This is a genomic window from Limnohabitans sp. TS-CS-82 (assembly GCF_002943475.1).
Genome location: NZ_PTQX01000001.1, coordinates 472,213 through 494,232, shown reverse-complemented (window position 1 = coordinate 494,232; position 22,020 = coordinate 472,213). Strand labels below are relative to the sequence as shown.

At 54.4% G+C, this 22,020-nt stretch carries 23 protein-coding genes; 18 read left to right on the top strand and 5 right to left on the bottom strand.

All coding sequences use genetic code 11. The features are described from left to right. Window positions 1-99 precede the first annotated feature (99 nt). The 3 genes from C5F52_RS02300 to C5F52_RS02290 form a co-directional block, all read right to left on the bottom strand. The gene (locus C5F52_RS02300) at window positions 100-2,010 is read right to left on the bottom strand and encodes a TRAP transporter large permease subunit (protein ID WP_104796701.1); all 1,911 of its coding nucleotides are present in this window, start codon (window positions 2,008-2,010) and stop codon (window positions 100-102) included. Further along, complete coding sequence (locus C5F52_RS02295) at window positions 2,007-2,633, bottom strand: TRAP transporter small permease subunit (RefSeq protein ID WP_104796700.1); 627 nt, start codon at window positions 2,631-2,633, stop codon at window positions 2,007-2,009. Before C5F52_RS02295 ends, C5F52_RS02300 begins: the two co-directional genes overlap by 4 nt. An 84-nt stretch (window positions 2,634-2,717) precedes the next feature. Further along, on the bottom strand, window positions 2,718-3,839 hold the full coding sequence (locus C5F52_RS02290; RefSeq protein WP_104796699.1) for a TRAP transporter substrate-binding protein: 1,122 nt from the start codon (window positions 3,837-3,839) through the stop codon (window positions 2,718-2,720). Between the two features lie 175 nt (window positions 3,840-4,014). Between C5F52_RS02290 and C5F52_RS02285 the strand changes: the two genes are divergently transcribed. From C5F52_RS02285 to C5F52_RS02275, 3 genes are all read left to right on the top strand, one after another. After that, window positions 4,015-4,416, top strand: coding sequence for a rhodanese-like domain-containing protein (locus C5F52_RS02285; RefSeq protein WP_104796698.1), 402 nt, complete (start codon window positions 4,015-4,017; stop codon window positions 4,414-4,416). A gap of 11 nt (window positions 4,417-4,427) precedes the next feature. Beyond that, the gene (locus C5F52_RS02280; RefSeq protein WP_104796697.1) at window positions 4,428-5,237 is read left to right on the top strand and encodes a type III pantothenate kinase; all 810 of its coding nucleotides are present in this window, start codon (window positions 4,428-4,430) and stop codon (window positions 5,235-5,237) included. Between the two features lie 74 nt (window positions 5,238-5,311). Then, window positions 5,312-6,505 carry a M20 aminoacylase family protein gene (locus tag C5F52_RS02275; protein ID WP_104796696.1) on the top strand — a complete coding sequence of 398 codons (1,194 nt, stop codon included), beginning with the start codon at window positions 5,312-5,314 and terminating at the stop codon, window positions 6,503-6,505. Between the two features lie 60 nt (window positions 6,506-6,565). Here C5F52_RS02275 and C5F52_RS02270 read toward each other — a convergent pair whose 3' ends face one another. Next, the gene (locus C5F52_RS02270; RefSeq protein ID WP_104797132.1) at window positions 6,566-7,213 is read right to left on the bottom strand and encodes a TetR/AcrR family transcriptional regulator; all 648 of its coding nucleotides are present in this window, start codon (window positions 7,211-7,213) and stop codon (window positions 6,566-6,568) included. Window positions 7,214-7,249: 36 nt separating this feature from the next. Then, window positions 7,250-7,711 (bottom strand): phasin family protein, encoded by a 462-nt coding sequence (locus C5F52_RS02265; RefSeq protein ID WP_104796695.1) that lies wholly within the window; start codon window positions 7,709-7,711, stop codon window positions 7,250-7,252. A gap of 90 nt (window positions 7,712-7,801) precedes the next feature. On the opposite strand from C5F52_RS02265, the gene rfaH reads away from it, so the two are divergent. The 15 genes from rfaH (at window position 7,802) to hisF (ending at window position 22,020) form a co-directional block, all read left to right on the top strand. Then, a complete protein-coding gene (rfaH, locus tag C5F52_RS02260) occupies window positions 7,802-8,311 on the top strand; it encodes a transcription/translation regulatory transformer protein RfaH (RefSeq protein ID WP_104796694.1) in 510 nt (169 codons plus the stop codon). Between the two features lie 133 nt (window positions 8,312-8,444). Further along, window positions 8,445-9,182, top strand: a complete 738-nt coding sequence (gene uppS, locus C5F52_RS02255) for a polyprenyl diphosphate synthase (RefSeq protein WP_255416343.1) — start codon at window positions 8,445-8,447, stop codon at window positions 9,180-9,182. Between the two features lie 2 nt (window positions 9,183-9,184). Continuing rightward, window positions 9,185-10,468, top strand: coding sequence for a nucleotide sugar dehydrogenase (locus C5F52_RS02250; RefSeq protein ID WP_104796693.1), 1,284 nt, complete (start codon window positions 9,185-9,187; stop codon window positions 10,466-10,468). An 11-nt stretch (window positions 10,469-10,479) separates the two neighbouring features. Then, the gene (locus C5F52_RS02245) at window positions 10,480-11,541 is read left to right on the top strand and encodes a Gfo/Idh/MocA family protein (RefSeq protein WP_104796692.1); all 1,062 of its coding nucleotides are present in this window, start codon (window positions 10,480-10,482) and stop codon (window positions 11,539-11,541) included. A 1-nt stretch (window position 11,542) separates the two neighbouring features. After that, on the top strand, window positions 11,543-12,133 hold the full coding sequence (locus C5F52_RS02240; RefSeq protein WP_104796691.1) for an acyltransferase: 591 nt from the start codon (window positions 11,543-11,545) through the stop codon (window positions 12,131-12,133). A 2-nt stretch (window positions 12,134-12,135) separates the two neighbouring features. Further along, complete coding sequence (locus tag C5F52_RS02235) at window positions 12,136-13,221, top strand: DegT/DnrJ/EryC1/StrS aminotransferase family protein (protein WP_201746957.1); 1,086 nt, start codon at window positions 12,136-12,138, stop codon at window positions 13,219-13,221. A 5-nt stretch (window positions 13,222-13,226) separates the two neighbouring features. After that, complete coding sequence (locus C5F52_RS02230; protein WP_201746940.1) at window positions 13,227-15,023, top strand: ABC transporter ATP-binding protein; 1,797 nt, start codon at window positions 13,227-13,229, stop codon at window positions 15,021-15,023. 10 nt (window positions 15,024-15,033) lie between these two features. Further along, window positions 15,034-16,032: a UDP-N-acetylglucosamine 4,6-dehydratase (inverting) gene (gene pseB / locus C5F52_RS02225; protein WP_104796689.1), complete on the top strand. Its 999-nt coding sequence runs from the start codon at window positions 15,034-15,036 to the stop codon at window positions 16,030-16,032. Between the two features lie 3 nt (window positions 16,033-16,035). After that, window positions 16,036-17,196, top strand: a complete 1,161-nt coding sequence (gene pseC, locus C5F52_RS02220; protein ID WP_104796688.1) for a UDP-4-amino-4,6-dideoxy-N-acetyl-beta-L-altrosamine transaminase — start codon at window positions 16,036-16,038, stop codon at window positions 17,194-17,196. Further along, the gene (pseF, locus tag C5F52_RS02215; RefSeq protein WP_104796687.1) at window positions 17,193-17,897 is read left to right on the top strand and encodes a pseudaminic acid cytidylyltransferase; all 705 of its coding nucleotides are present in this window, start codon (window positions 17,193-17,195) and stop codon (window positions 17,895-17,897) included. The genes pseC and pseF overlap by 4 nt, the downstream gene beginning before the upstream one ends. After that, complete coding sequence (locus C5F52_RS02210; RefSeq protein ID WP_104796686.1) at window positions 17,894-18,532, top strand: pseudaminic acid biosynthesis-associated methylase; 639 nt, start codon at window positions 17,894-17,896, stop codon at window positions 18,530-18,532. The genes pseF and C5F52_RS02210 overlap by 4 nt, the downstream gene beginning before the upstream one ends. Next, a complete protein-coding gene (locus C5F52_RS02205) occupies window positions 18,533-19,684 on the top strand; it encodes an N-acetyl sugar amidotransferase (protein WP_104796685.1) in 1,152 nt (383 codons plus the stop codon). After that, complete coding sequence (locus C5F52_RS02200) at window positions 19,671-20,624, top strand: radical SAM protein (RefSeq protein WP_104796684.1); 954 nt, start codon at window positions 19,671-19,673, stop codon at window positions 20,622-20,624. Before C5F52_RS02205 ends, C5F52_RS02200 begins: the two co-directional genes overlap by 14 nt. After that, a complete protein-coding gene (hisH, locus tag C5F52_RS02195; RefSeq protein ID WP_104796683.1) occupies window positions 20,621-21,259 on the top strand; it encodes an imidazole glycerol phosphate synthase subunit HisH in 639 nt (212 codons plus the stop codon). The genes C5F52_RS02200 and hisH overlap by 4 nt, the downstream gene beginning before the upstream one ends. Next, window positions 21,253-22,020, top strand: coding sequence for an imidazole glycerol phosphate synthase subunit HisF (gene hisF, locus C5F52_RS02190; protein ID WP_104796682.1), 768 nt, complete (start codon window positions 21,253-21,255; stop codon window positions 22,018-22,020). The genes hisH and hisF overlap by 7 nt, the downstream gene beginning before the upstream one ends.

The window sequence follows — 22,020 nt, the reverse complement described above, 5'->3', positions numbered from 1 at the left end:
GATTTGGCTGCCTGTGTGGGCAGAAATTGGGGAGGATTTGCCCTAATAAAAAAGCCGCAGGGCCAAAGGCGCTGCGGCTTTTAAAGGGGCTGTCAGGGCTTATTTGTAAAGCACGTTAGGCAGCCACATGCCAATTGCTGGGAACATGTACAGCAAGAAGATGGCAAACACTTGGATCGCCATGAACGGCAACATGCCCGCAAAGATCTGGTTCAGCGTCACATGAGGAGGGCTCACACCCTTCAAATAGAACGCAGCCATCGCCACAGGTGGGCTCAAGAAGGCGGTTTGCAGGTTCAGTGCCACCAACAAGCCGAAGAACAGCGGGTCGATGTTGAAGTGCGGCAGTAAGGGGATGAAGATGGGCATGAAAATCACAATGATTTCAGTCCACTCCAGCGGCCAGCCCAGCAAGAAGATCACGACTTGCGCCAAGATCATGAACTGAGTTGGCGTCAGGTCCATGCCCAGCACCCAGGTGTTGATCAGCTCTTGTCCGCCCAACAGCGCAAACGCTGCCGAGAAGATGCTAGAGCCCACAAACAACCAGCACACCATGGCGCTGGTCTTGGCCGTTAGGTACACCGATTCGCGCATCACCGTCATGTTGAGGCGGCGGTAAGCACCGGCCAGCAACAAGCCGCCCATCGATCCCATCGCCGCAGCTTCCGTTGGTGTGGCCAAGCCAAACACGATGGTGCCCAGCACGGCCAAGATCATCAAGGCCAGTGGGAAGAACGAGCCCAGCAACATCTTGAAAATCTCAAGACGCGTGAAGCTGAAGTAGGCGTAGAAGATGACCATGGCCACAATCACGCTGACCAAGCCGATCCAGAAAGCTGCAGGCGCATCCAAGCGCTCTTGCGCAGCTGCAGGCTCGGTAGGAGCTACTTCTGCAGCAGGTGCAACTTCGGCAGCCACTTTGGCCACCGGGGCTTCAGAGCCGGGAGGTGCTTGCAAGGCATCAGGTTCAGCCAAGCCGCCAGCTTCCTCTTCAGGGGCTGCGTCGTCAAAGCCGCTGCTCATCTCGACCACGCCTTGCGTGTCTTCAACCGGAGCAGGTGCAGTCACGGCCATGAAGATCGCGCCCATGATCACCACTGCCGAAATGGCAGGCAACAGGGCAATGCCCAATTGCTTGAGCAGTTCGTTCATTGGCACAGCGGCGTTGCGCTTGCCTTTGATCGCAGCGATCAAGGCGGGCACAGCTTTGTCGCTGATGGTGGTGGCCAACTCTTGTGCCACAGGTGGCAGCGGCACATAGCGGTCTTCAGCCGACATGGGCGGGGCCAAGTGTGGCTTGAGCTTGGCCACGATGATCACGTAGCCCACGTACAAAGTGGCCAACATGATGCCGGGGAAGAACGCACCTGCATACAACTTAACCACTGACACGCCGGCGGTTGCACCGTAGACGATCAACATGACGGAGGGTGGGATCAAGATACCCAAACAACCGCCTGCAGTAATCGCACCCGCCGACAACTGCACGCTGTAACCCGCGCGCAACATGGCGGGCAAAGCCAGCAAGCCCATCAAGGTCACGACTGCACCCACAATGCCGGTCGCAGTCGCGAAGATGGCGCAGGTAATGATGGTGGCCACGGCCAAAGAGCCAGGCACGCGAGCTGCGGCCAAGTGCATGCTTTTGAAGAGCTTTTCAATCAAGTTGGCGCGTTCAATGAGGTAACCCATGAACACAAATAGCGGGATTGAAATCAGCACATCGTTAGACATGACCGAATAGGTGCGTTGCACCATCAGGTCAAGCGTCTGCATGACGGCGAGATCAGGGTTTTGACTTCGGTAGGCCAGCCACGCGAAGATCATGCCCATGCCCATCAGGGTAAAAGCAGTGGGGAAGCCCAACATGATGGCAACCACCACCAAGGCGAGCATCAGTAAACCTAGGTGACCGTTGGTCATCTCTGCCGCAGGCGGCAGGAAAATAAAGGCTGCCAACACGACCATGGCCATGATGGATAAGCCGAACCATATTTCTTTTTTCATTTGTGTGCTTCCTTGTCACCCACAACGTAGGCATCGAGCTTGGCGATGTCTTCGTCTTTCACGTTGACCATTTCTTTGAGTTTTTCAACGTCGACTTCGTCCACGTCATCACCACGTGAGGGCCATTCGCCTTGCTGCAAACAAACCACGCAGCGCACGATCTCGACCAAGCCTTGTAGCAGCAGCAGCACGCCTGCGATTGGAATGATGGTTTTGAACGGGTAAACAGGTGGGCCGTTGGCCGTGATGTTGGAGTGCTCGCTGATGGCCCAAGATTCGCCAGCGAATTCAAAGCCAGCCCAAGCTAAGGCCACGATGCCTGGAATAAAGAAGATGATGTACAGCGCCAAATCCAAACCCGCTTGCAAGCGCGGTGTGAAAAAGCCGTACAACACGTCGCCGCGCACATGCCCGTTTTTAGACAAGGTGTAAGCGCCGGCCATCATGAACAGCGAGCCGTACATCATGCTCATGACGTCAAAGGCCCAAGGGTGCGGATTGTCAAACGCGTAGCGCGACACAACCTCCCATGTGATCATGAGTGTGAGCGCAAAAATTAGCCAAGCAAACGCTTGGCCAACCTGTGTGCTGATTTTGTCAATGGTGAGTAATAGTTTTTGCATGGTGTGCTAACTTAAATGAATCAGCCACCCGACGACTGTCGGATGGCTGATGAAAACGCAATAGCTCAAACGAGCTAAGTGAGTTTAGGCTTTCTTCGCGCCGAAGAAATGGTTAACAGCCATACGGCGGTTGATCACGGTGTCTTGTTCCCACTTCACTGCGCGCTGAGCGAAGGCTTTTTGTGAAGCCACGATCTCTTTGAACAATGGGTTCTCAGCAGACTTCTTCTCCACAATTTCAGACCACAGCTTGAGCTGGTCTTGCAGCACAGAGTCAGGGGTCTTGTAGAACTTGACTTTGTCTTTGTTTTGCAACTCAACGTAGTCTTTGGAGTAGCGGTCCACGGCCTTCCAAGACATGTCAGCAGATGCGGCTTCGGTAGCGCCGGCAATCACAGCCTTCATCTTGGCTGGCAGTGCGTCGTACTTGGTCTTGTTGAACATGATCTCGAATGTCTCAGCGCTTTGGTGGAAGCTTTGCAACATGCACACTTTCGACACATCGGGGAAGCCCAACAAACGGTCAGAGGTTGCGTTGTTGAATTCGGCACCGTCCAGCAAACCGCGGTCCATCGCTGGCACGATCTCGCCGCCTGGCAATGCGTTCACAGCAGCGCCCATGGCGGTGAACAAGTCAATGGCCAAACCGTTGGTGCGGAACTTCAAGCCCTTGAAGTCAGCAGACTTGGTGATTGGCTTTTTGAACCAGCCCAAAGGTTGAGTCGACATAGGGCCGTACAAGAATGACTGCACGTTGCCACCAATGGAGGCGTACAACTTAGCCAGCAACTCAGCGCCGCCGCCGTACTTGTGCCAGGCCAAGATCATGTTGGCATCCATGCCGAACGCTGGGCCAGAGTTCCACAAAGCCAAAGCGTTTTGCTTACCGTAGTGGTAGCCCAACACGCCATGGCCACCGTCCAAAGTGCCTTTAGACACCGCTTCGAGCAAACCGAATGCTGGCACCACAGAACCTGCGGGCAACACTTCGATCTTCAAATCGCCACCGGTCATGTCGTTGACCTTCTTGGCGTAGTCGGTGGCGTACTCATGGAAGATGTCCTTGGCTGGCCAAGTGCTCTGCCAACGCATGTTGATAGGGCCGGTTTGGGCCACCACCATCGGTGCGGCGGCGACGCCAGCGGCAGCGGCAGCTGCGCCTTTGAGTACGTTACGACGTGCTGTTGTTTTTTTGATATCGGTCATGAGGGGAAGTCTCCTAAGTTTTGTCAAAGACATGAATGGGAGTGGCGATTTTGATCGCTGCTATTCAAGTTGTCGCAAGGGTTTCCCCTCGTCTGGTCTTGAAATCGACGCGTCCATGTCTCCTTGGGGACGAGCCGCTTCTATACTGAGTGTTCATTTATTTCGCTTTATAAATATGAGCAACAACGAGCTGGGTTACGCGGGCGATATCAGCCCCGAAACCGCCAACGAATGGATGCAGTCTGGTGCGGCTGTGATGATTGACGTGCGTTCAGATGCTGAACTCGCGTGGGTCGGTTTTGTGCCGGGCGCGGTGCCTGTTGCTTGGAAGCAATGGCCAAGCATGTCTATGAATCCTGCTTTTGACGACGCGGTTCGTGCGGCCGCCAACGGCAAAAAAATTGTGCTCTTGTGCCGCAGTGGCGTGCGTTCAATCGCTGCGGCCAAACGCGCCACAGAGCTGGGCCTAGAGGCCTACAACATCCTCGAGGGCTTCGAGGGCGATGCCAATGCAAATGGCCATCGCGGCACCCAAGGTGGCTGGCGCATGCGCGGCCTGCCTTGGCGTCAAAACTAATTCACACACTTATGACATTTCTTGCACTCGATGTGGGCAACACACGCCTCAAGTGGGGCCTGTACGACAGCCCTGCACCTGGCGCCAAGCTGCTCGGCAGTGGCGCGGTGTTTTTAGAAAACATCGACCGATTGGCCGACGAAGACTGGCGCGAGTTGCCCGAGCCCACACACATGCTCGGCTGCATCGTGGCGGGTGAGGCGATTCGTCGTCGCGTCGAAGAGCAAATGGAGTTGTGGGACATCACCCCACACTGGGCCGTGTCGTCTGCCGCTGAAGCGGGCATGACCAATGGCTACGACCATCCCACGCGCCTAGGTGCAGACCGCTGGGTCGCCATGATTGGCGCACATGCGCGCATGTTGCAGCAAGTCAACGGTGCGGCGCCTAAGCCGATGGTGGTGGTGATGGTGGGCACGGCCGTGACGGTAGAAGCCATCGATGCCCATGGCAAATTTTTAGGCGGCCTTATCTTGCCTGGTCACGGCATCATGCTGCGTGCGTTGGAGTCGGGCACTGCAGGTCTGCGCGTGCCAACCGGTGAGGTGTGTGAGTTCCCCACCAACACCAGCGATGCCCTCACCAGTGGCGGTACCTACGCCATTGCCGGCGCGGTTGAGCGCATGGTGCAACACGTGCGCCAACACTGTGGTGCCGAGCCTGCGTGCTACATGACCGGTGGGGCCGGTTGGAAGATGGCGCCCAGCATGTCGGTGCAGTTTGAGCTGGTCGACTCGCTCATCTTTGATGGCTTGCTGGAAATTGCCAAGCAGCGCTTAGACCATCCCACGCCCTTGTGGCCCTCGCGCTCGCTCTTTTGAGCTTGCGCTTCTGACATTTTTTACGGGATAGCCCTTCGTGACACAGGGCCAGCGCAGCAGCTAGACTCAAAGCCATGAAAGTCCTTGATTCACTCACCAAGCAAGCTTCCTCCATCGCGGCCATTCGCCGCGACATTCACGCCCACCCAGAGCTGTGTTTTGAAGAAATTCGCACAGCCGATTTGGTGGCGCAAAAGCTAACCGAATGGGGCATTCCCATCCATCGCGGCATGGGTAAAACAGGCGTGGTGGGCATTTTGAGGTGCGGCAGTGGCGACCGCGCGGATCGTGCAATAGGCCTGCGCGCCGACATGGATGCATTGCCCATGCAAGAGTTCAACCAATTTGCCCACGCCAGCCAACACGCTGGCAAGATGCACGCCTGCGGCCACGACGGCCATGTGGCCATGCTCTTGGCGGCGGCGCAATATTTATCTCAGCACCAAGACTTTGATGGCACGGTGTACTTCATCTTCCAACCCGCAGAAGAGGGCGGTGGTGGTGCGCGCGAAATGATTCGCGATGGCTTGTTCGACAAATTCCCCATGCAAGCCGTCTACGGCATGCACAACTGGCCGGGTCTGAAAGAAGGGCAGTTCGCTTTGAGTGCTGGCCCTGTGATGGCGTCGAGCAACGAATTCAAAATCACCATCCACGGCAAAGGCTGTCACGCAGCACTGCCGCACAACGGCATTGACCCTGTGGTGATTGCTTGCCAAATGGTGCAAGCCTTTCAAACCATCATCAGCCGCAACAAAAAACCAGTCGATGCGGGCGTGATTTCGGTCACCATGATCAACGCAGGCGAAGCCACCAACGTGGTACCCGACCATTGCGAGCTACAAGGCACGGTCCGTACATTTAGCTTGGAAGTGCTCGACATGATCGAGCAGCGCATGCGCGACCTGGCTGCACACACCAGCGCCGCCTTTGGCGCCACTTGCACCTTTGAGTTTGAACGCAACTACCCGCCCACCATCAACCACCCAGCCGAAGCCAACTTTGCGCGTGAGGTGATGGCCGACATCGTGGGTGCAGACAACGTGCTGCCGCAAGAGCCCACCATGGGCGCAGAAGACTTCTCATACATGCTGCAAGCGAAACCCGGAGCGTATTGCTTCATCGGCAACGGTGACGGTGTGCACCGCGAAATCGGCCACGGCGAAGGCCCATGCACCTTGCACAACCCCAACTACGACTTCAACGACGCACTCATCCCCTTGGGCGCCACCTATTGGGTCAAACTCGTTGAGGCTTCGCTGCGCTAAGTTTCTAATCGGGGTCAGAACCCAATTATTTAACTCACATGGGCTGTGAGTTTTTGGGGCTTAATAAGCAGACAGCAGCGCGTTCAAGTGCTCTTTGTGCTCCGCTGTCGCATACGGCAGCAACAAGCCCAACACACTCTTAGCCCCGCGCAGCAGCGATGCCTGCGCGCTCTCGGGCTCTAGTGCATGGCGTGGGTCGCGCACGTATTCGTAACTAAGCCACCAAGTCAGCATCACCACCATGTGTGTGGCGGTGGCTTCGCGTTCCGACACCGTCATGGCCAGCGCGCCATCGTGCTCTAAGCTATCCAGCAGCGTGCGAAACGCTGTGGTCTTGTGCAACAGCGCGTCTTTGATGTGCGTTTCAAGCTTACGGTTCTTGCTCAGCAAGTCGTTCAAGTCGCGGTACAAAAAGCGGTATTGCCACACCAGCTCAAACAAGGTGTGCATGAAAAACCAAGCGTCTTCCACATCGTGCACACCGGGCGCTGCATCTAGCAGTTCATCCAGCGCCGCTTCATAGCGGTTGAATAGCGCCGTGACCAGCTCCTCTTTGGCGGGGTAGTGGTAGTACAGGTTGCCGGGGCTGATGTTGAGCTCGGACGAGATCAATGTGGTCGACACATTGGGCTCGCCAAAGCGGTTAAAGAGGTCGAGCGTGACCTCCAAAATCCGCTCTGCGGTACGGCGTGGCGCTTTCTTAGCCATGGTGCGCAATTGCAGTTAATTAGGTTCTGACCCCAATTACTTCTTAACTGCCTTTTTGGCTGGCGCTTTCTTTGCAGCCACCTTAGCAGCAGGTTTTGCCGCAGCTTTCGGCTTTGCGCCCAGCTGCGCTTCCAGCGCTGCGACACGCGCATGCAAGGCTTTCAGCTCTGCAGCAGAGGGCACGCCCAAACCATGCATGGCCTTGGCCACGCGTTCTTCAAAAATACCTTCCAGCTTGCCCCATTGACCGGTGGCGCGCTCGCTCAGCGTGTGGGCTGCTTGCTGGGCTTTCTGTGTGGCTTCAGCCAGTTTTTCTTCGGCAGTGGTGTGCACCTTGCGTTGCATGGTGATGCCGTCACTCACCAGCTTTTCAAATGCTTTAGTGCCGTCTTGCTGTGCCTTGGAAAATGCGCCCAAGCCAGCCAGCCAAATTTGTTGGGCTTGCTCTTTCACGTTGTCAGACATTGCTGCGGGATCAAACGGATTTTTGGTAGACATGTGGGCACACTTTCAAACAAAACATAAAACCGCACTTTAACGCCGAGTGCAGCCAAACACCACATGAAGTTTAGTTAGACTTCTCTAACAATGAGTAGCGAAAAACCCGAGACAACCCACCAAGCTTGGTATGTCGTGCACACCAAGCCCCGCCAAGAGGCCCGAGCCCTTGAAAACCTGCAAAACCAAGGGTTCAACTGCTTCTTGCCCACCATGCAGGTGCAAAAACTGCGCAACCAAAAAGTGCAGACCATCACCGAGCCCATGTTCAGCCGTTACCTGTTCATTCAGCTCGACGACCAAACGCAAAACTGGGGCCCCATCCGCTCCACCTTGGGTGTGAGCAAGCTGGTCAGCTTTGGTCCTCAGCCCGCCAAGGTTCCGCCTGAGTTCATCGCGTTTTTAAAAGAAGCCCCACCCGAAACCCTAGAGCGCATGTTCGCTCCCGGCGACAGCGTGCAAGTGGCCAGCGGCCCGCTGCAAGGCTTAGAAGGCAAATACATCGTCCACGATGGCGAAACGCGTGCCTTTGTGTTGGTCGATTTGCTGGGCCAGCCGCAAAAGCTGCGCATGGCTGTCGAAAGCCTGCGAGTAGCGTAAACAGCCAATCTCTTTGTCTGGGACAAATTCACACCAGTAAAAACAAGCCATGTTTGTCAAATCCAATAGATAATAAGAAGCTTTGCTATTCAGCAAAAGGCGGTAGCGTGCTCGTTGTTTTTTTATTAAGTTCGTGACCGTACAAGCCACAGCCACATTGCCCCAACACATTGCCATCATCATGGATGGCAATGGCCGTTGGGCCCAGCAGCGACATCTGCCCCGAACTGTGGGGCATGCCAAAGGCTCGTCTGGGGTTAGAGGCTTGGTTGAGCATTGCGCCAAACTGGGCGTGAAATACCTCACCCTGTTTGCCTTTAGCACCGAAAACTGGAACCGTCCAGCTGACGAGGTGTCCACCCTCATGGGGCTGTTTGTGCAGTACCTCGAAAAAGAAATGAGCAGCTTGGCGGCCGCAGGCGTGCAACTGAAGGTGATAGGTGATGTAGCCGGCTTTGCGCCAGAGCTGCAAACCCGTATTCAAGCAGCAGAGAAAGCTACCCAACACAACCAAACCATCACACTGGTAGTGGCGGCCAACTATGGCGGTCAGTGGGATGTGGTGCAGGCAGTGAAGAACTGGCAGGCAGCCCATCCAGAAGCAAGTGCCGATCAGCTCACCCAAGCACAGTTGGCGCAATACCTTAGTACCGCGGGCATGCCCGATGTAGACCTGCTGATACGCACGGGCGGCGAGCAGCGCATCAGCAACTTTTTGCTGTGGCAATCGGCTTATGCCGAGCTGTACTTCACGGATGTGCTTTGGCCGGACTTTGATCGGGTGCAACTAGAAAAAGCAATATATTGGTATGGCCAACGTCAGCGCAGATTTGGTTTAACAAGTGACCAGTTTTTAAAAGCAGCAGTTTGAGTATGAAAAAAATAGCCATCATTGGTCTTGGATATGTTGGTCTTCCGCTTGCAGTTGAATTCGGAAAGTACCGCCCCGTTTTGGGCTTTGATATCAATCAGCAGCGAATTACTGAGCTTCAATCAGGGCAAGACCATACGCTTGAATGCAGCCCTGCGCAGCTGCAAGAGGCTACCCATCTTACTTATAGCAATCAGCTTGATGATTTGCGTGCCTGTCAAATCTACATTGTCACTGTGCCAACACCTGTGGATCAAGCCAATCGCCCCGACATGACTCCCTTGGTCAAGGCCAGCGAAACAGTTGGCAAAGTGCTCAAGGCGGGCGATATCGTTATTTATGAATCTACCGTATACCCAGGCGCCACCGAAGAAGTCTGTGTGCCGATGCTCGAAAAACTCAGTGGGCTCAAATTTAACCAAGACTTTTATTGCGGATACAGCCCTGAACGCATCAACCCTGGTGACAAAGTCAATACGCTCACGACGATTAAAAAGATCACCAGCGGCAGCACGCCTCAAATAGCAGATGAGGTGGATGCTTTGTACCAACAAATCATCAAAGCAGGTACATGGAAGGCCAGTAGCCTGAAGGTGGCAGAAGCGGCCAAGGTCATTGAAAACAGCCAGCGCGACCTCAACATCGCATTTGTCAACGAGTTGTCTGTCATCTTTGAGCGCATTGGCATTGACACGCTTGAAGTCTTAGAGGCTGCTGGCAGTAAATGGAACTTTTTACCGTTTCGGCCTGGCATGGTGGGAGGGCATTGCATCGGTGTGGATCCTTACTACCTTACGCATAAAGCGGAAGAGCTGGGTTATCACCCGCAAGTTATCTTGGCAGGGCGTCGTATCAATGACGACATGGCGCGCTATGCTGCCAGCAGCGTTGTCAAGCGAATGCTGCAAAACGGCATTGATGTCGCGCGCAGCACCGTAGGTGTGATGGGCATCACTTTCAAAGAGAATTGCCCAGACATTCGCAACAGCAAAGTGGCCGATTTGGTCAAAGAGCTTCAGCAATGGGGCGTTAACGTGGTGGTGGCTGATCCTTGGGCTGAGGCTGGTGAAGTTAGTCATGAGTACGGCATTCAACTTGGAACCATTGATGCACAAAACCAAGTGGATGCCTTGGTTATAGCTGTCGGACATCACGAGTATCGCGAAATGACAGCTGCCCAGCTTCGTGCATTATGCAAATCGGAGAAACCTGTCTTGGCCGACATCAAATCTCTTTATAACCGCCACGAAGCTGCCAGCGCGGGCTTTACGGTCTTTCGTTTTTAAGTGTCATTCACATGCAAAACTACACGCCAATCACAGGCCGAAAACTGCGCCTTGCTTTAGTTGGCTGCGGCCGCATTGCGGCAAATCACTTTGGCGCAATCGAGGGTCATGCAGACAACATCGAGCTGGTTGATGTTTGCGACATTGACCCCGCTGCGTTGAAGTCTGCCGTCGAGCGTACCGGTGCTAAAGGCCACCTGCAAATCGCAGATATGCTCAAAACCACCGCTGCAGACTTGGTGGTGCTCACAACCCCCAGTGGCCTGCATCCTCAGCAAGCGATTGACGTGGCAAAAGCAGGCAAACATGTGATGACCGAAAAGCCCATGGCCACCCGTTGGCAAGACGGCCTGCACATGGTCAAGGCTTGCGATGACGCAGGCGTCCGCATGTTTGTTGTTAAGCAAAACCGCCGCAACGCCACCCTGCAGCTGCTCAAGCAAGCTGTAGAGCAGGGGCGTTTTGGTCGTATTTACAACGTCGCACTCAATGTGTTTTGGACCCGTCCGCAAGATTATTACGACCAAGGTAACGGCTGGCGCGGCACTTGGGAGTTTGATGGCGGCGCATTCATGAACCAAGCCAGTCACTACATTGACTTGTTGGACTGGGTCATTGGCCCAGTTGAGAGTGTCATGAGCTACACGGCCACTCAAGCGCGCAACATTGAGGCGGAAGACAGTGGCGTAGCTGTTATCAAATGGCGCAGTGGTGCAATGGGAACCCTCAATGTCAGTATGCTGACCTATCCCAAAAACTTAGAAGGCAGCATCACCATCTTGGGCGAAAAAGGCACGGCGCGCATCGGCGGTGTGGCCGTGAATGAAATTCAAGAATGGCAGTTTGCCGACGCCCGTCCCGAAGATGCCGAGGTGAAGGCCGCCAGCTACGCCACCACTAGCGTATACGGCTTTGGGCACCCCCTGTATTACGACAACGTCATCAAAACCTTGCGTGGTGAAGCTCAAGCCGAGACCGATGGCCGCTCGGGCCTCAAGAGTCTTGAGCTGCTGGTGGCCATGTACCGCTCGGCCAAAGACGGGGTGAAGGTGTCTTTGCCCTTGGATTGCTGACATGACCGCCCCCAACGTCACCATCCACACCAGCGCCATCGTCGACGATGGCGCCCAGATCGGCGAAGGTAGCCGCGTGTGGCACTTCGCCCATGTGTGCAGCGGTGCAAAAATTGGGCAAGGCGTGTCCTTGGGGCAAAACGTCTTCGTGGGCAACAAGGTGGTGATCGGTGACCGCTGCAAAGTGCAAAACAACGTCAGCGTGTACGACAACGTGACGCTGGAAGAGGGCGTGTTTTGTGGCCCCAGCATGGTCTTTACCAATGTTTACAACCCGCGCTCACTCATCGAACGCAAAAGCGAATACCGCGACACTTTGGTGAAAAAAGGCGCCACGTTGGGCGCCAACTGCACCATCGTGTGTGGCACCACCATTGGTGAATTCGCCTTCATCGGAGCTGGTGCGGTGGTGAATAAGGATGTGAAGCCTTACGCACTGATGGTGGGCGTGCCCGTCAGACAAGTGGGTTGGATGAGCGAATACGGCGAGCAAATTCCACTGCCCACCCAAGGTGAAGGCACATACACCTGCCCGCACACGAATCAGGTTTACACCCTCAATCACGATCAATTGAAGCGTCAACAGCCATGAGCATCCCCTTCATCGACCTCAAAACCCAATACCAAGCGCTCAAGCCGCAGATCCAAGCCCGCATCGACGCGGTGCTGGAACACGGCCAATACATCATGGGCCCGGAGGTCAAAGAGCTGGAAGACAAGCTCGCGGCTTTCACGGGTGCCAAGCACTGCATCACCTGCGCCAGCGGCACCGAGGCCTTGCTCATGAGCCTGATGGCGCTGGGCATTGGCCCTGGCGATGAAATCGTCACCACGCCCTTCACCTTTGTGGCCACGGCCGAGGTGATCGTGCTCTTGGGCGCCAAGCCCGTGTTTGTGGACGTGGAGCCCGACACCGGTAACATCAATGCCGCCTTGATTGAAGCGGCCATCACCCCCCGAACCAAAGCCATCATGCCGGTGAGCCTGTTCGGCCAAACCGCCGACATGGACGCCATCAATGCCATTGCGGCTAAACACGGCAACTTGCCTGTCATTGAAGACGCCGCTCAAAGCTTCGGCGCCACCTACAAAGGCCGCCAGAGCTGCAACCTCAGCACCATCGGGTGCACCAGCTTCTTCCCCAGCAAGCCACTGGGTTGCTATGGCGACGGCGGCGCCATCTTTACCAACGACGACGCCTTGGCCCAAGCCATGCGCGAGATTCGTGTGCACGGCCAAAGCCAGCGCTACGTGCACACCCGAGTGGGCGTGGGCGGCCGGATGGACACCCTGCAGTGCGCCATCGTCTTGGCCAAACTCGAACGCTTTGAATGGGAAGTTCAGCAGCGCCACGTCATTGGCGAACGCTACAACCAGCGTCTGGACCAAGCCGGCATCGCTCGAATCCAGCAGCGACCCGAGCGCACCAGCGTCTACGCCCAATACACCGTCATGGTGTCCAACCGCGAAGCGCTGCAAAAGCGCTTGGCCGAAGCCGGCATTCCCACCGCGGTGCACTACCCCGTGCCGCTGAACGAGCAACCGGCTTATAAACACCTGTGTTGCCCAGACTGCACACCCGTGGCGCAGCAATTGGCCAAGCGAGTGATGAGCTTGCCCATGAGTGCAGAAATTACGCCTGAGCAACAGCAGTACATCGTGGCCACCCTGGTAGCTTAAACCGCATGGAAACCATTAAAAAGCTACTCGACCTTTTGAGCCCAGCGGAGCGCAAACGCGCCGGGGTGCTCATGGCCATGATGTTGGTGATGGCATTGTTGGACATGCTGGGTGTGGCTTCCATCCTGCCTTTCATTGCCGTGCTCGCCAACCCCGCCTTGGTTGAGACCAACCTCATCTTGTCTTGGGCTTATCAGCTTTCTGCGAACGTTGGCGTGGCTTCGGTGGAGCAGTTTTTGTTTCTACTGGGGTTCTTGGTGTTCCTGTTGTTGGTCTTTTCCTTGACCTTCAAGGCCCTCACCACCTACGCGCAAACCCGTTTTGCGCTGATGCGCGAATACAGTATCGGTAAGCGGCTGGTGGAGGGCTATTTGCTTCAGCCCTACAGCTGGTTTTTAAATCGGCACAGCGCCGATCTGGGTAAAAACATTCTTTCCGAGGTTAGTGGGGTTATCTATGGCGGAATGATTCCGCTGATGACCCTCATGGCGCAGCTTGCAGTCACCATTGCCTTGTTGGGTCTTTTGTTATTGGTAGACCCTTGGCTGGCTGTTTTCGTGGGGCTTGTTTTGGGCGTCGCTTATGGAGGCATCTTGGTCCTCATGAGTGGCTGGCTCAATACCCTTGGCCAAGCACGCATCCAAGCCAACCAAGAAAGATACACCGTCGTCAGCGAAGCCTTTGGTGCGGCAAAAGAAGTCAAAACGGGAGGCTTGGAAAGCGTCTTTATTGAGCGCTTTGCCAAACCCGCCGAAACCTATGCCAAAGGCCAAGCCACCGCACAAGTCATCGCCCAAGTGCCCCGTTTTGCGCTAGAGGCCATTGCCTTTGGGGGCATGTTGTTGGTTATTTTGTATTTGATGGCCCAAAGCGGCAGCTTTGCTGCTGCATTGCCCATCATTGCTTTGTATGCCTTTACGGGCTATCGGCTCATGCCAGCGCTTCAGCAAATTTACGGTGCAATCACCCAGCTCAAGTTTGCAGGTCCAGCATTGAATGCATTGCATGCCGACTTGACGGGCTTGAACGCAGTCGAGTCCTACGCCAAGTTGACTGAACCCTTGCCGCTCAACAAGTGCATCGAGCTCAACAACATTGTTTACCAATACCCCAATGCCAATTCACCGGCGCTTAATGGAATCGACCTCACCATTACTGCACGCTCTACGGTGGGCTTGGTGGGCTCCACGGGCAGCGGCAAAACGACCACGGTTGATTTGATTTTGGGCTTGCTCGAACCCCAAGAGGGAGCACTGTGCATCGACGGCCAAGTGATTGACGCCAGCAACAGGCGTCAATGGCAAAAAAGCATTGGGTATGTGCCACAGCACATCTATTTGGCCGACGACACAGTTTCGGCCAATATTGCTTTTGGGCTTGCCCCAGAGATGGTGGACCAAGAGGCTGTTAAGCGTGCAGCCAAAATTGCGAACTTGCACGACTTCGTGGTTCAAAACATGCCCCAAGGCTACGGCACCATGGTGGGTGAGCGAGGTGTCCGCTTGTCCGGTGGCCAGCGCCAGCGCATTGGCATCGCCCGTGCGCTGTATCACAACCCCAGTGTTCTTGTTTTGGATGAAGCCACCAGTGCACTGGACAACATCACCGAGCAAGTCGTCATGGAAGCTGTGCACAACCTGAGCCACAGCATCACCATCATTCTGATCGCCCACAGATTAACCACCGTTCGCGAATGCGATCAGATATTTTTACTTGAAAAAGGTGCCGTGAAATCAAACGGTACCTTTAAACAACTCGTTGAAAAAAGCGATCAGTTCCGGGCAATGGCTTCAAATCACTAAAGACAGAAACATGCTTTCCAACTCCACCATTCTCGTCACCGGCGGCACAGGTTCTTTTGGACACACCTTTGTGCCCATGACCTTGGCCAAGTACAACCCCAAAAAGCTCATCATTTATTCGCGCGACGAAATGAAGCAGTGGGAAATGGCCAAACTCTTCCAGGGTGACGTGCGTGTGCGCTTTTTTATCGGCGATGTACGCGACAAAGATCGTTTGTACCGTGCGCTGGACGGGGTGGACCACGTGGTCCACGCCGCCGCGACCAAAATCGTGCCCACGGCCGAATACAACCCCTTTGAATGTGTGAAGACCAATATCAACGGGGCCATGAACCTGATCGATGCCTGCATCGACAAAGGCATTAAGCGCGTGGTGGCCTTGTCCACCGACAAAGCCAGTAGCCCCATCAATTTGTACGGAGCCACCAAGCTGGCGTCTGATAAGCTGTTTGTAGCGGGTAATTCTTATTCTGGCGGGCACGATACACGCTTTGCCGTGGTGCGCTATGGCAATGTCATGGGCTCCCGCGGCTCGGTCATCCCGTTCTTCATGTCCATCAAAGACAAGGGCGTGTTGCCTATCACCGACGAGCGCATGACGCGCTTCATGATTTCCCTAGAGCAGGGGGTGGAGCTGGTGTGGCACGCCTTTGAAGATATGGTGGGGGGCGAGATCTACGTCAAAAAAATACCATCCATGAAGGTGACCGACTTGGCGCGTGTGGTGGCTCCAGGCTGCAAGCAAGAAATTGTTGGTATCCGCCCCGGTGAAAAGTTGCACGAGCAAATGATTGGTGCTGAAGACGCGTACTACACCTACGAATACCCCGAGCACTACAAAATTTTGCCCGCCATCCACAACTGGGATCAAGACGCAAACCGCATCAAAGATGGCAACAAAGTGTCTGAAGGTTTTGTTTATGCCAGCGACAACAACAGCGAATGGATGAAGGATGCCGAGCTGAAGGCTTGGATCGCCGCCAACCGCGGAAAAATCGGGGCTATTTAAGCCATGATCCCCTACGGGCGCCAAGACATTACTCAAGCCGACGTTGAAGCGGTGGTGGGCGTGCTGCAGTCGGACTTTCTGACGCAAGGCCCGCAAGTGCCAAAGTTTGAGCAAATGGTGGCCAACCATGTGGGGGCCAAGCAAGGCTTGGCGGTGAACAGCGCCACGTCGGCCCTGCATATCGCCTGCATGGCCTTGGGGCTGGGTCCTGGCGACTGGCTCTGGACGAGTCCTATCACCTTCGTGGCCTCGGCTAACTGCGCTTTGTACTGCGGTGCTCAGGTGGACTTTGTGGACATCGACCCCACCACCTACAACCTGTGCCCGCAAGCCCTGGAGCGCAAGCTCCAGTTGGCGCAGCAGTTGGGCAAGCTGCCCAAGGTGTTGGTGCCGGTGCACCTGTGTGGCCAGCCCTGCGACATGGCGGCCATCCATGCACTGAGCCTGCAATACGGCTTCAAGATTATTGAAGACGCATCGCACGCCATAGGTGGGCGTTACCAAGCTGAATTCATAGGCAACGGGCGCTTCAGCGACATCACGGTGTTCAGCTTCCACCCGGTCAAGATCATCACCACCGCCGAGGGCGGTATGGCCATGACCAACAGCGATGAGCTGGCGCACAAAATGGCTTTGCTGCGCAGCCACGGCATCACTCGCGACCCCGCTCACATGACGCACGAGCCCGATGGGCCGTGGTATTACCAGCAGATTGACCTAGGCTACAACTACCGCATGACCGAGCTGCAGGCCGCTTTGGGCCTGAGCCAGATGACTCGCCTGGACAGCTACGTGGCCAGCCGCCACACCCTAGCCCGCCGCTACGACGCACTATTGGCTGATTTACCCATCACCCTACCTTGGCAACACCCAGACAGCTATTCGGGTCTGCACCTTTATGTGGTGCGCTTAAAGCTCGACCAGATCACAAAGACCCACCGTGAAGTTTTCGAGGCTCTGCGCGAGCAGGGCATTGGCGTGAACCTGCACTACATTCCGGTGCACACCCAGCCTCATTACCAGCGCATGGGTTTCAAGCCAGCAGACTTCCCCGAGGCGCAAAGCTACTACGCCCAAGCCATCAGCCTGCCCATGTATCAAACCTTGACCGAAGAACAGCAAGACCGCGTGGCGGCGGTGCTGAAAGAGGTGTTGCGGGCATGAAGTTGGCCATCATTCCTGCGCGGGGCGGCAGCAAGCGCATACCCCGTAAAAACATCAAGCCCTTTGCTGGCAAGCCCATGATTGCTTGGTCTATTGAGGCGGCCTATGCTTCGGGCTGTTTTGACCACATCATTGTCAGCACCGACGATGCTGAGATTGCCGATGTCGCCCGAGCCCACGGGGCCGAAGTGCCTTTCATGCGTCCGACCGAATTGTCGGACGACCACACCGGCACGATCCCCGTGTTGGCCCACGCCGTGGGCTGGATGGGCCAGCAGGTGGGGCCCGTGGAATTCGCATGCTGCTTGTACGCCACGGCCCCTTTTGTGGAAGCTCAAGATTTACGCCAAGGCTTAGACATGTTGCAGAGCTCTGGCGCTCAATATGCTTTCACGGTGACCAACTTTGCTGCACCGATTCAACGATCGTTTCGTATCACAGGTCAGCAGCGCATTGAAATGTTCAACCCTGCGCAGTTCAACACACGCTCACAAGACCTCGAAGAGGCTTACCACGATGCTGGCCAGTTCTATTGGGGGCGAGCGCAAGCTTGGTTGGAGGCGACGCCTTTATTTTCGCAAGCCTCAGTACCCATCGTTTTACCTCGCTACAGGGTTCAAGACATCGACACACAAAACGACTGGATTCGTGCCGAGATGATGTTTGAAATTCTCAATCCGACAACAGAAAGAAAATCATGACCTTTAAAACCGATCAAGAAGCCTTTTGGGCTGGTCAATTCGGAACCGAATACATACAGCGCAACCAAGGTGATGCCTTGTTGGCCTCGAACTTGGCTTTTTTCGCCAAGGCCTTACATCAAGCCACAGGGTTCAAGACTTGCATTGAGTTTGGTGCCAACATCGGCATGAACCTCAAGGCCTTGAAGCTGTTGCATCCAGGTCTCGATGCCCATGCCATTGAAATCAACGCCGATGCAGCACAAGAGTTGGCCAAGGTTATTCCAGCCAAGCAAGTCCACAACCAGTCCATTCTGGATTTTTCCCCATCCCAGCAATGGGACCTGACTTTGATCAAGGGTGTCTTGATTCACCTGAATCCAGAGGTCTTGCCGCAGGTCTACGACCAATTGTTCGCCGCCTGTGGACGCTATTTGTTGGTGGCGGAGTATTACAACCCAGCCCCAGTAGCCATCTCCTATAGGGGCCACAGCGACCGCCTGTTCAAGCGTGACTTTGCCGGTGAAATGATGGACAGACACCCACAGCTCAAATTGATTGACTATGGTTTTGCGTACCGTCGAGACCCCAATTTCCCCCAAGATGACATCACTTGGTTTTTGATGGAAAAAAATAATTTTTTTGGAGTTGCTTAAATGCTCAAGTATTGCAAATGTTGCGTCATGCCTGACACCAAGCCTGACTTGCATTTAGATGAACACGGAATATGCAACGCCTGCCGAAGCTTCGAAAAGCGAAAAGAAGTCGATTGGGATGCTCGCTACCAAGAACTTTTAAAGCTGCTTGATAAGTACCGTCAGAGAAATGGCGCCAATTGGGATTGCATTGTTCCCGTCAGCGGTGGCAAAGACAGTACCTACCAAGTGGTGCGCATGCTTCAGTTGGGCTTGAACCCGCTTTGCGTCACGTCCACCACTTGTGATCTTTCGCCTTTGGGGCGGGCCAATATTGAGAACCTCAAGCATTTGGGCGTTGATTACATCGAGGTCTCGCCCAACCCGCTGGTTCGTGCCAAGCTCAACCGTGTGGGCCTGACGCAGGTGGGCGATATTTCATGGCCGGAGCACGTGGGTATTTTCACTATACCGGTCCGAGCGGCCGTTCAATTCAATGTGCCTCTCATCGTTTGGGGCGAAAACTCACAAAACGAGTACGGGGGCCCTGCAGCGGCCGCCGACAACAACGTTCTCACACGCCGCTGGCTAGAAGAATTTGGTGGGATGCTCGGTTTGCGCGTTTCTGATTTGATATGCCAAGAAGGCATTGAAGCCAAGCACCTCATTCCATACACCTACCCCACTGATGAAGAGTTGCAACGGGTGGGTGTGACCGGTCTGTTTTTGGGCCATTACATTCCTTGGGATGGTTTGGCCAATACGCTGATCGCACAAGCCAACGGATTTCAGACCTACCACAAGGTGGTTGAGGGATCGATGGTGAACTATGAGAACTTGGACAACCACCACACAGGCATTCACGACTACTTTAAGTTTTTGAAGTTTGGTTTTGGGCGTGCCACCGACTTGGCTTGTTTACATATCCGCCGTGGCCGTCTGACGCGACAGGACGGGATTGAAGCGGTTAAGCGCTTAGACGGTTTGTTTCCTTGGGAATATTTGGGTAAGCCGTTGAAAGACATTTTGCAGCCGCTCGATATGTCGGTGGATGAGTTCACTCGCCTGAGCGATCAATTCACCAACAAGAAAATTTTCAAACGAGACGTCAGTGGAGCGTTGGTAAAAGATCGCAACGGAAACCTCACTAAAATAAATCATGACAATGTCTAACATTCCATTCCCGAAGGTCTTGCGTATTGAACCTGCGAGTCAATGTAATCTTGCCTGCTCACATTGTCCAACTGGCACGGTTGATATGGGTAGAGGAGTGATGTCTGAACCGATATTTAATTTGATATTGAATGAGCTAAAGAATAATATCGATTCAATTGAAATTGTGGTGCTATATCATGGTGGCGAGCCCCTGCTTAACTCATTATTTTATGAGATGGTTGCTAAAGTTAAAAGTATCAAGCCATCAATTTTTATTAAAAGTGTAACGAATGGGATGGCTTTAAATAAGTCTAACGCAATTAGGTTGGTGAAATCTGGGATAGATGCAATTGAGGTGTCATTGGATGGGACTTCAGCCGAAGAGAGTATGAGCATACGAAAAAATAGCAATACAGAAAAGATTGTCTCTAATGTTAAGCAATTAATTAGATTGCGATCTGAAATGGGCTCGAGAACGCCAAAAATCAGTTTAGCAACCACGCAATTCATAAAATCAAAAGATGAGTCTTTCCCTCTGCAGCAGGCCTTGCCGCCAAAATGGTTGAGTGATGAGTTTGGCAATGTCTTAGACTTCAAGGCCACTTATGCTGTGAGATGGCCGCATATGAATGTCTTTGAGTATGACTTGGTCACTTCGCCATTGAAGGAAGAGTTTAAAAATTGTGATCACGTCATAAATACAATTACGATTCGTTCTGATGGGGATGTGGTTCCTTGCTGCTACGATTTAACAAGCAAATTGGTGATGGGTAATATTGAACATCAATCTTTGCGCTCTATTTGGGACGGTGAAAGCTATCGCAGGCTTAGAGAATCATTGGATAAAGGTAATTTGTTTTCAATTTGCCGTACTTGTGCCGTTGTTACACCACCAGTCTATCTGATTCCGAGGCAGAAATTAGTTGATATTCCCGTAATTCAGACTTATACATCATGATAGTTGGAGTTGTCGATTACGGCGTCGGCAACGTGGGCTCTGTGATGCGAGCTTTGGAAGTGCTCCGCGTCACGCCCTTGCTGGTCAACCGAGCGACCGACATGCACGCAGCCGATTGCCTGATACTGCCCGGCGTTGGAAACTTTGCCGACTGCGTGCGCATGCTGGAGGCGGGGCAGTGGATCACGGCCCTCAAAGAAGAGGTGGTGGGTTACAACAAGCCCCTCTTGGGTGTGTGTGTGGGCATGCAATTGTTGGCCGATAGCAGCACCGAAGGCGCGGTCAATGGAGAGCCTGTGAAGGGTTTGGGTTTTGTATCAGGTCAAGTTAAACATTTGGCTGCCATGGGATGCCAATTTCGAGTGCCGCACGTTGGTTGGAATGCAGTCAACAGCGCGCAAGCTCAAGACCACTTGTTCCATGAAATCCCGCCCGAGACTGATTTTTACTTTGTTCACAGCTACGCCTTCGAAGCCAAAAACGCTGCCGACGTGATTGCCACCACCCAGCACGGCATCACCGTCACGGCGGCGGTGCGGCGCGGACATGTGTGGGGCACACAGTTCCATCCGGAAAAAAGCTCCAAAGCGGGCTTTAAGGTGCTGAAAAATTTCATCGAGGGGCCGTCATGTTGAAGGTGCGGGTCATCCCGACCCTTCTGTGGAAACAGTTTGGATTGATCAAAGGCGTGGCCTTTGACAGCTGGCGTCGAGTCGGCCCAGTGTTGCCTGCTGTGAAGGTTTACAACCAACGCGAAGTGGATGAACTGGTTTTGTTGGACATCGTGGCCCACTTATCCTCAGATGACCCCGACTTCGAATCGATTGCCGAGTTTGGCCAAGATTGCTTTGTGCCATTGACCGTTGGCGGTGGGGTCACACACATCGATCAAGTGCAGCGGCTGCTCAGAGTAGGGGCCGACAAAGTGGCGGTGAACACCGAAGCTTATGCACGGCCCAGTTTCATCAACGAAATTGCCAACCGCCATGGCGCCCAGTGCGTGGTGGCCAGCGTGGATGTTCGTTTTCAAGAGGGCGCTTGGCGGTGCTTCAGCCATGCGGGTCAACAAGCCACAGGCCTGGATGCCGTTGCTTGGGTGCGAGAACTGGAAGACCGTGGCGCTGGAGAAATCCTCATTACCTCCATCGAGCGTGACGGGACCATGCAAGGGTACGACTTGCCTTTGATTGAAGCGGTGGCGCAAGCCGTTAAGGTCCCAGTGATTGCATCGGGCGGCGCTGGTCATTATCAGCACATGGTTGAAGCGGTCACCCAAGCGGGTGCTTCAGCTGTGGCCGCAGCCAGCATGTTTCATTTCACCGAACAAACGCCGGCAGGTGCCAAACAAGCTTTGGCTGCCGCTGGTGCGCCCGTTCGTTTGCCCTTGGTTGCCTGA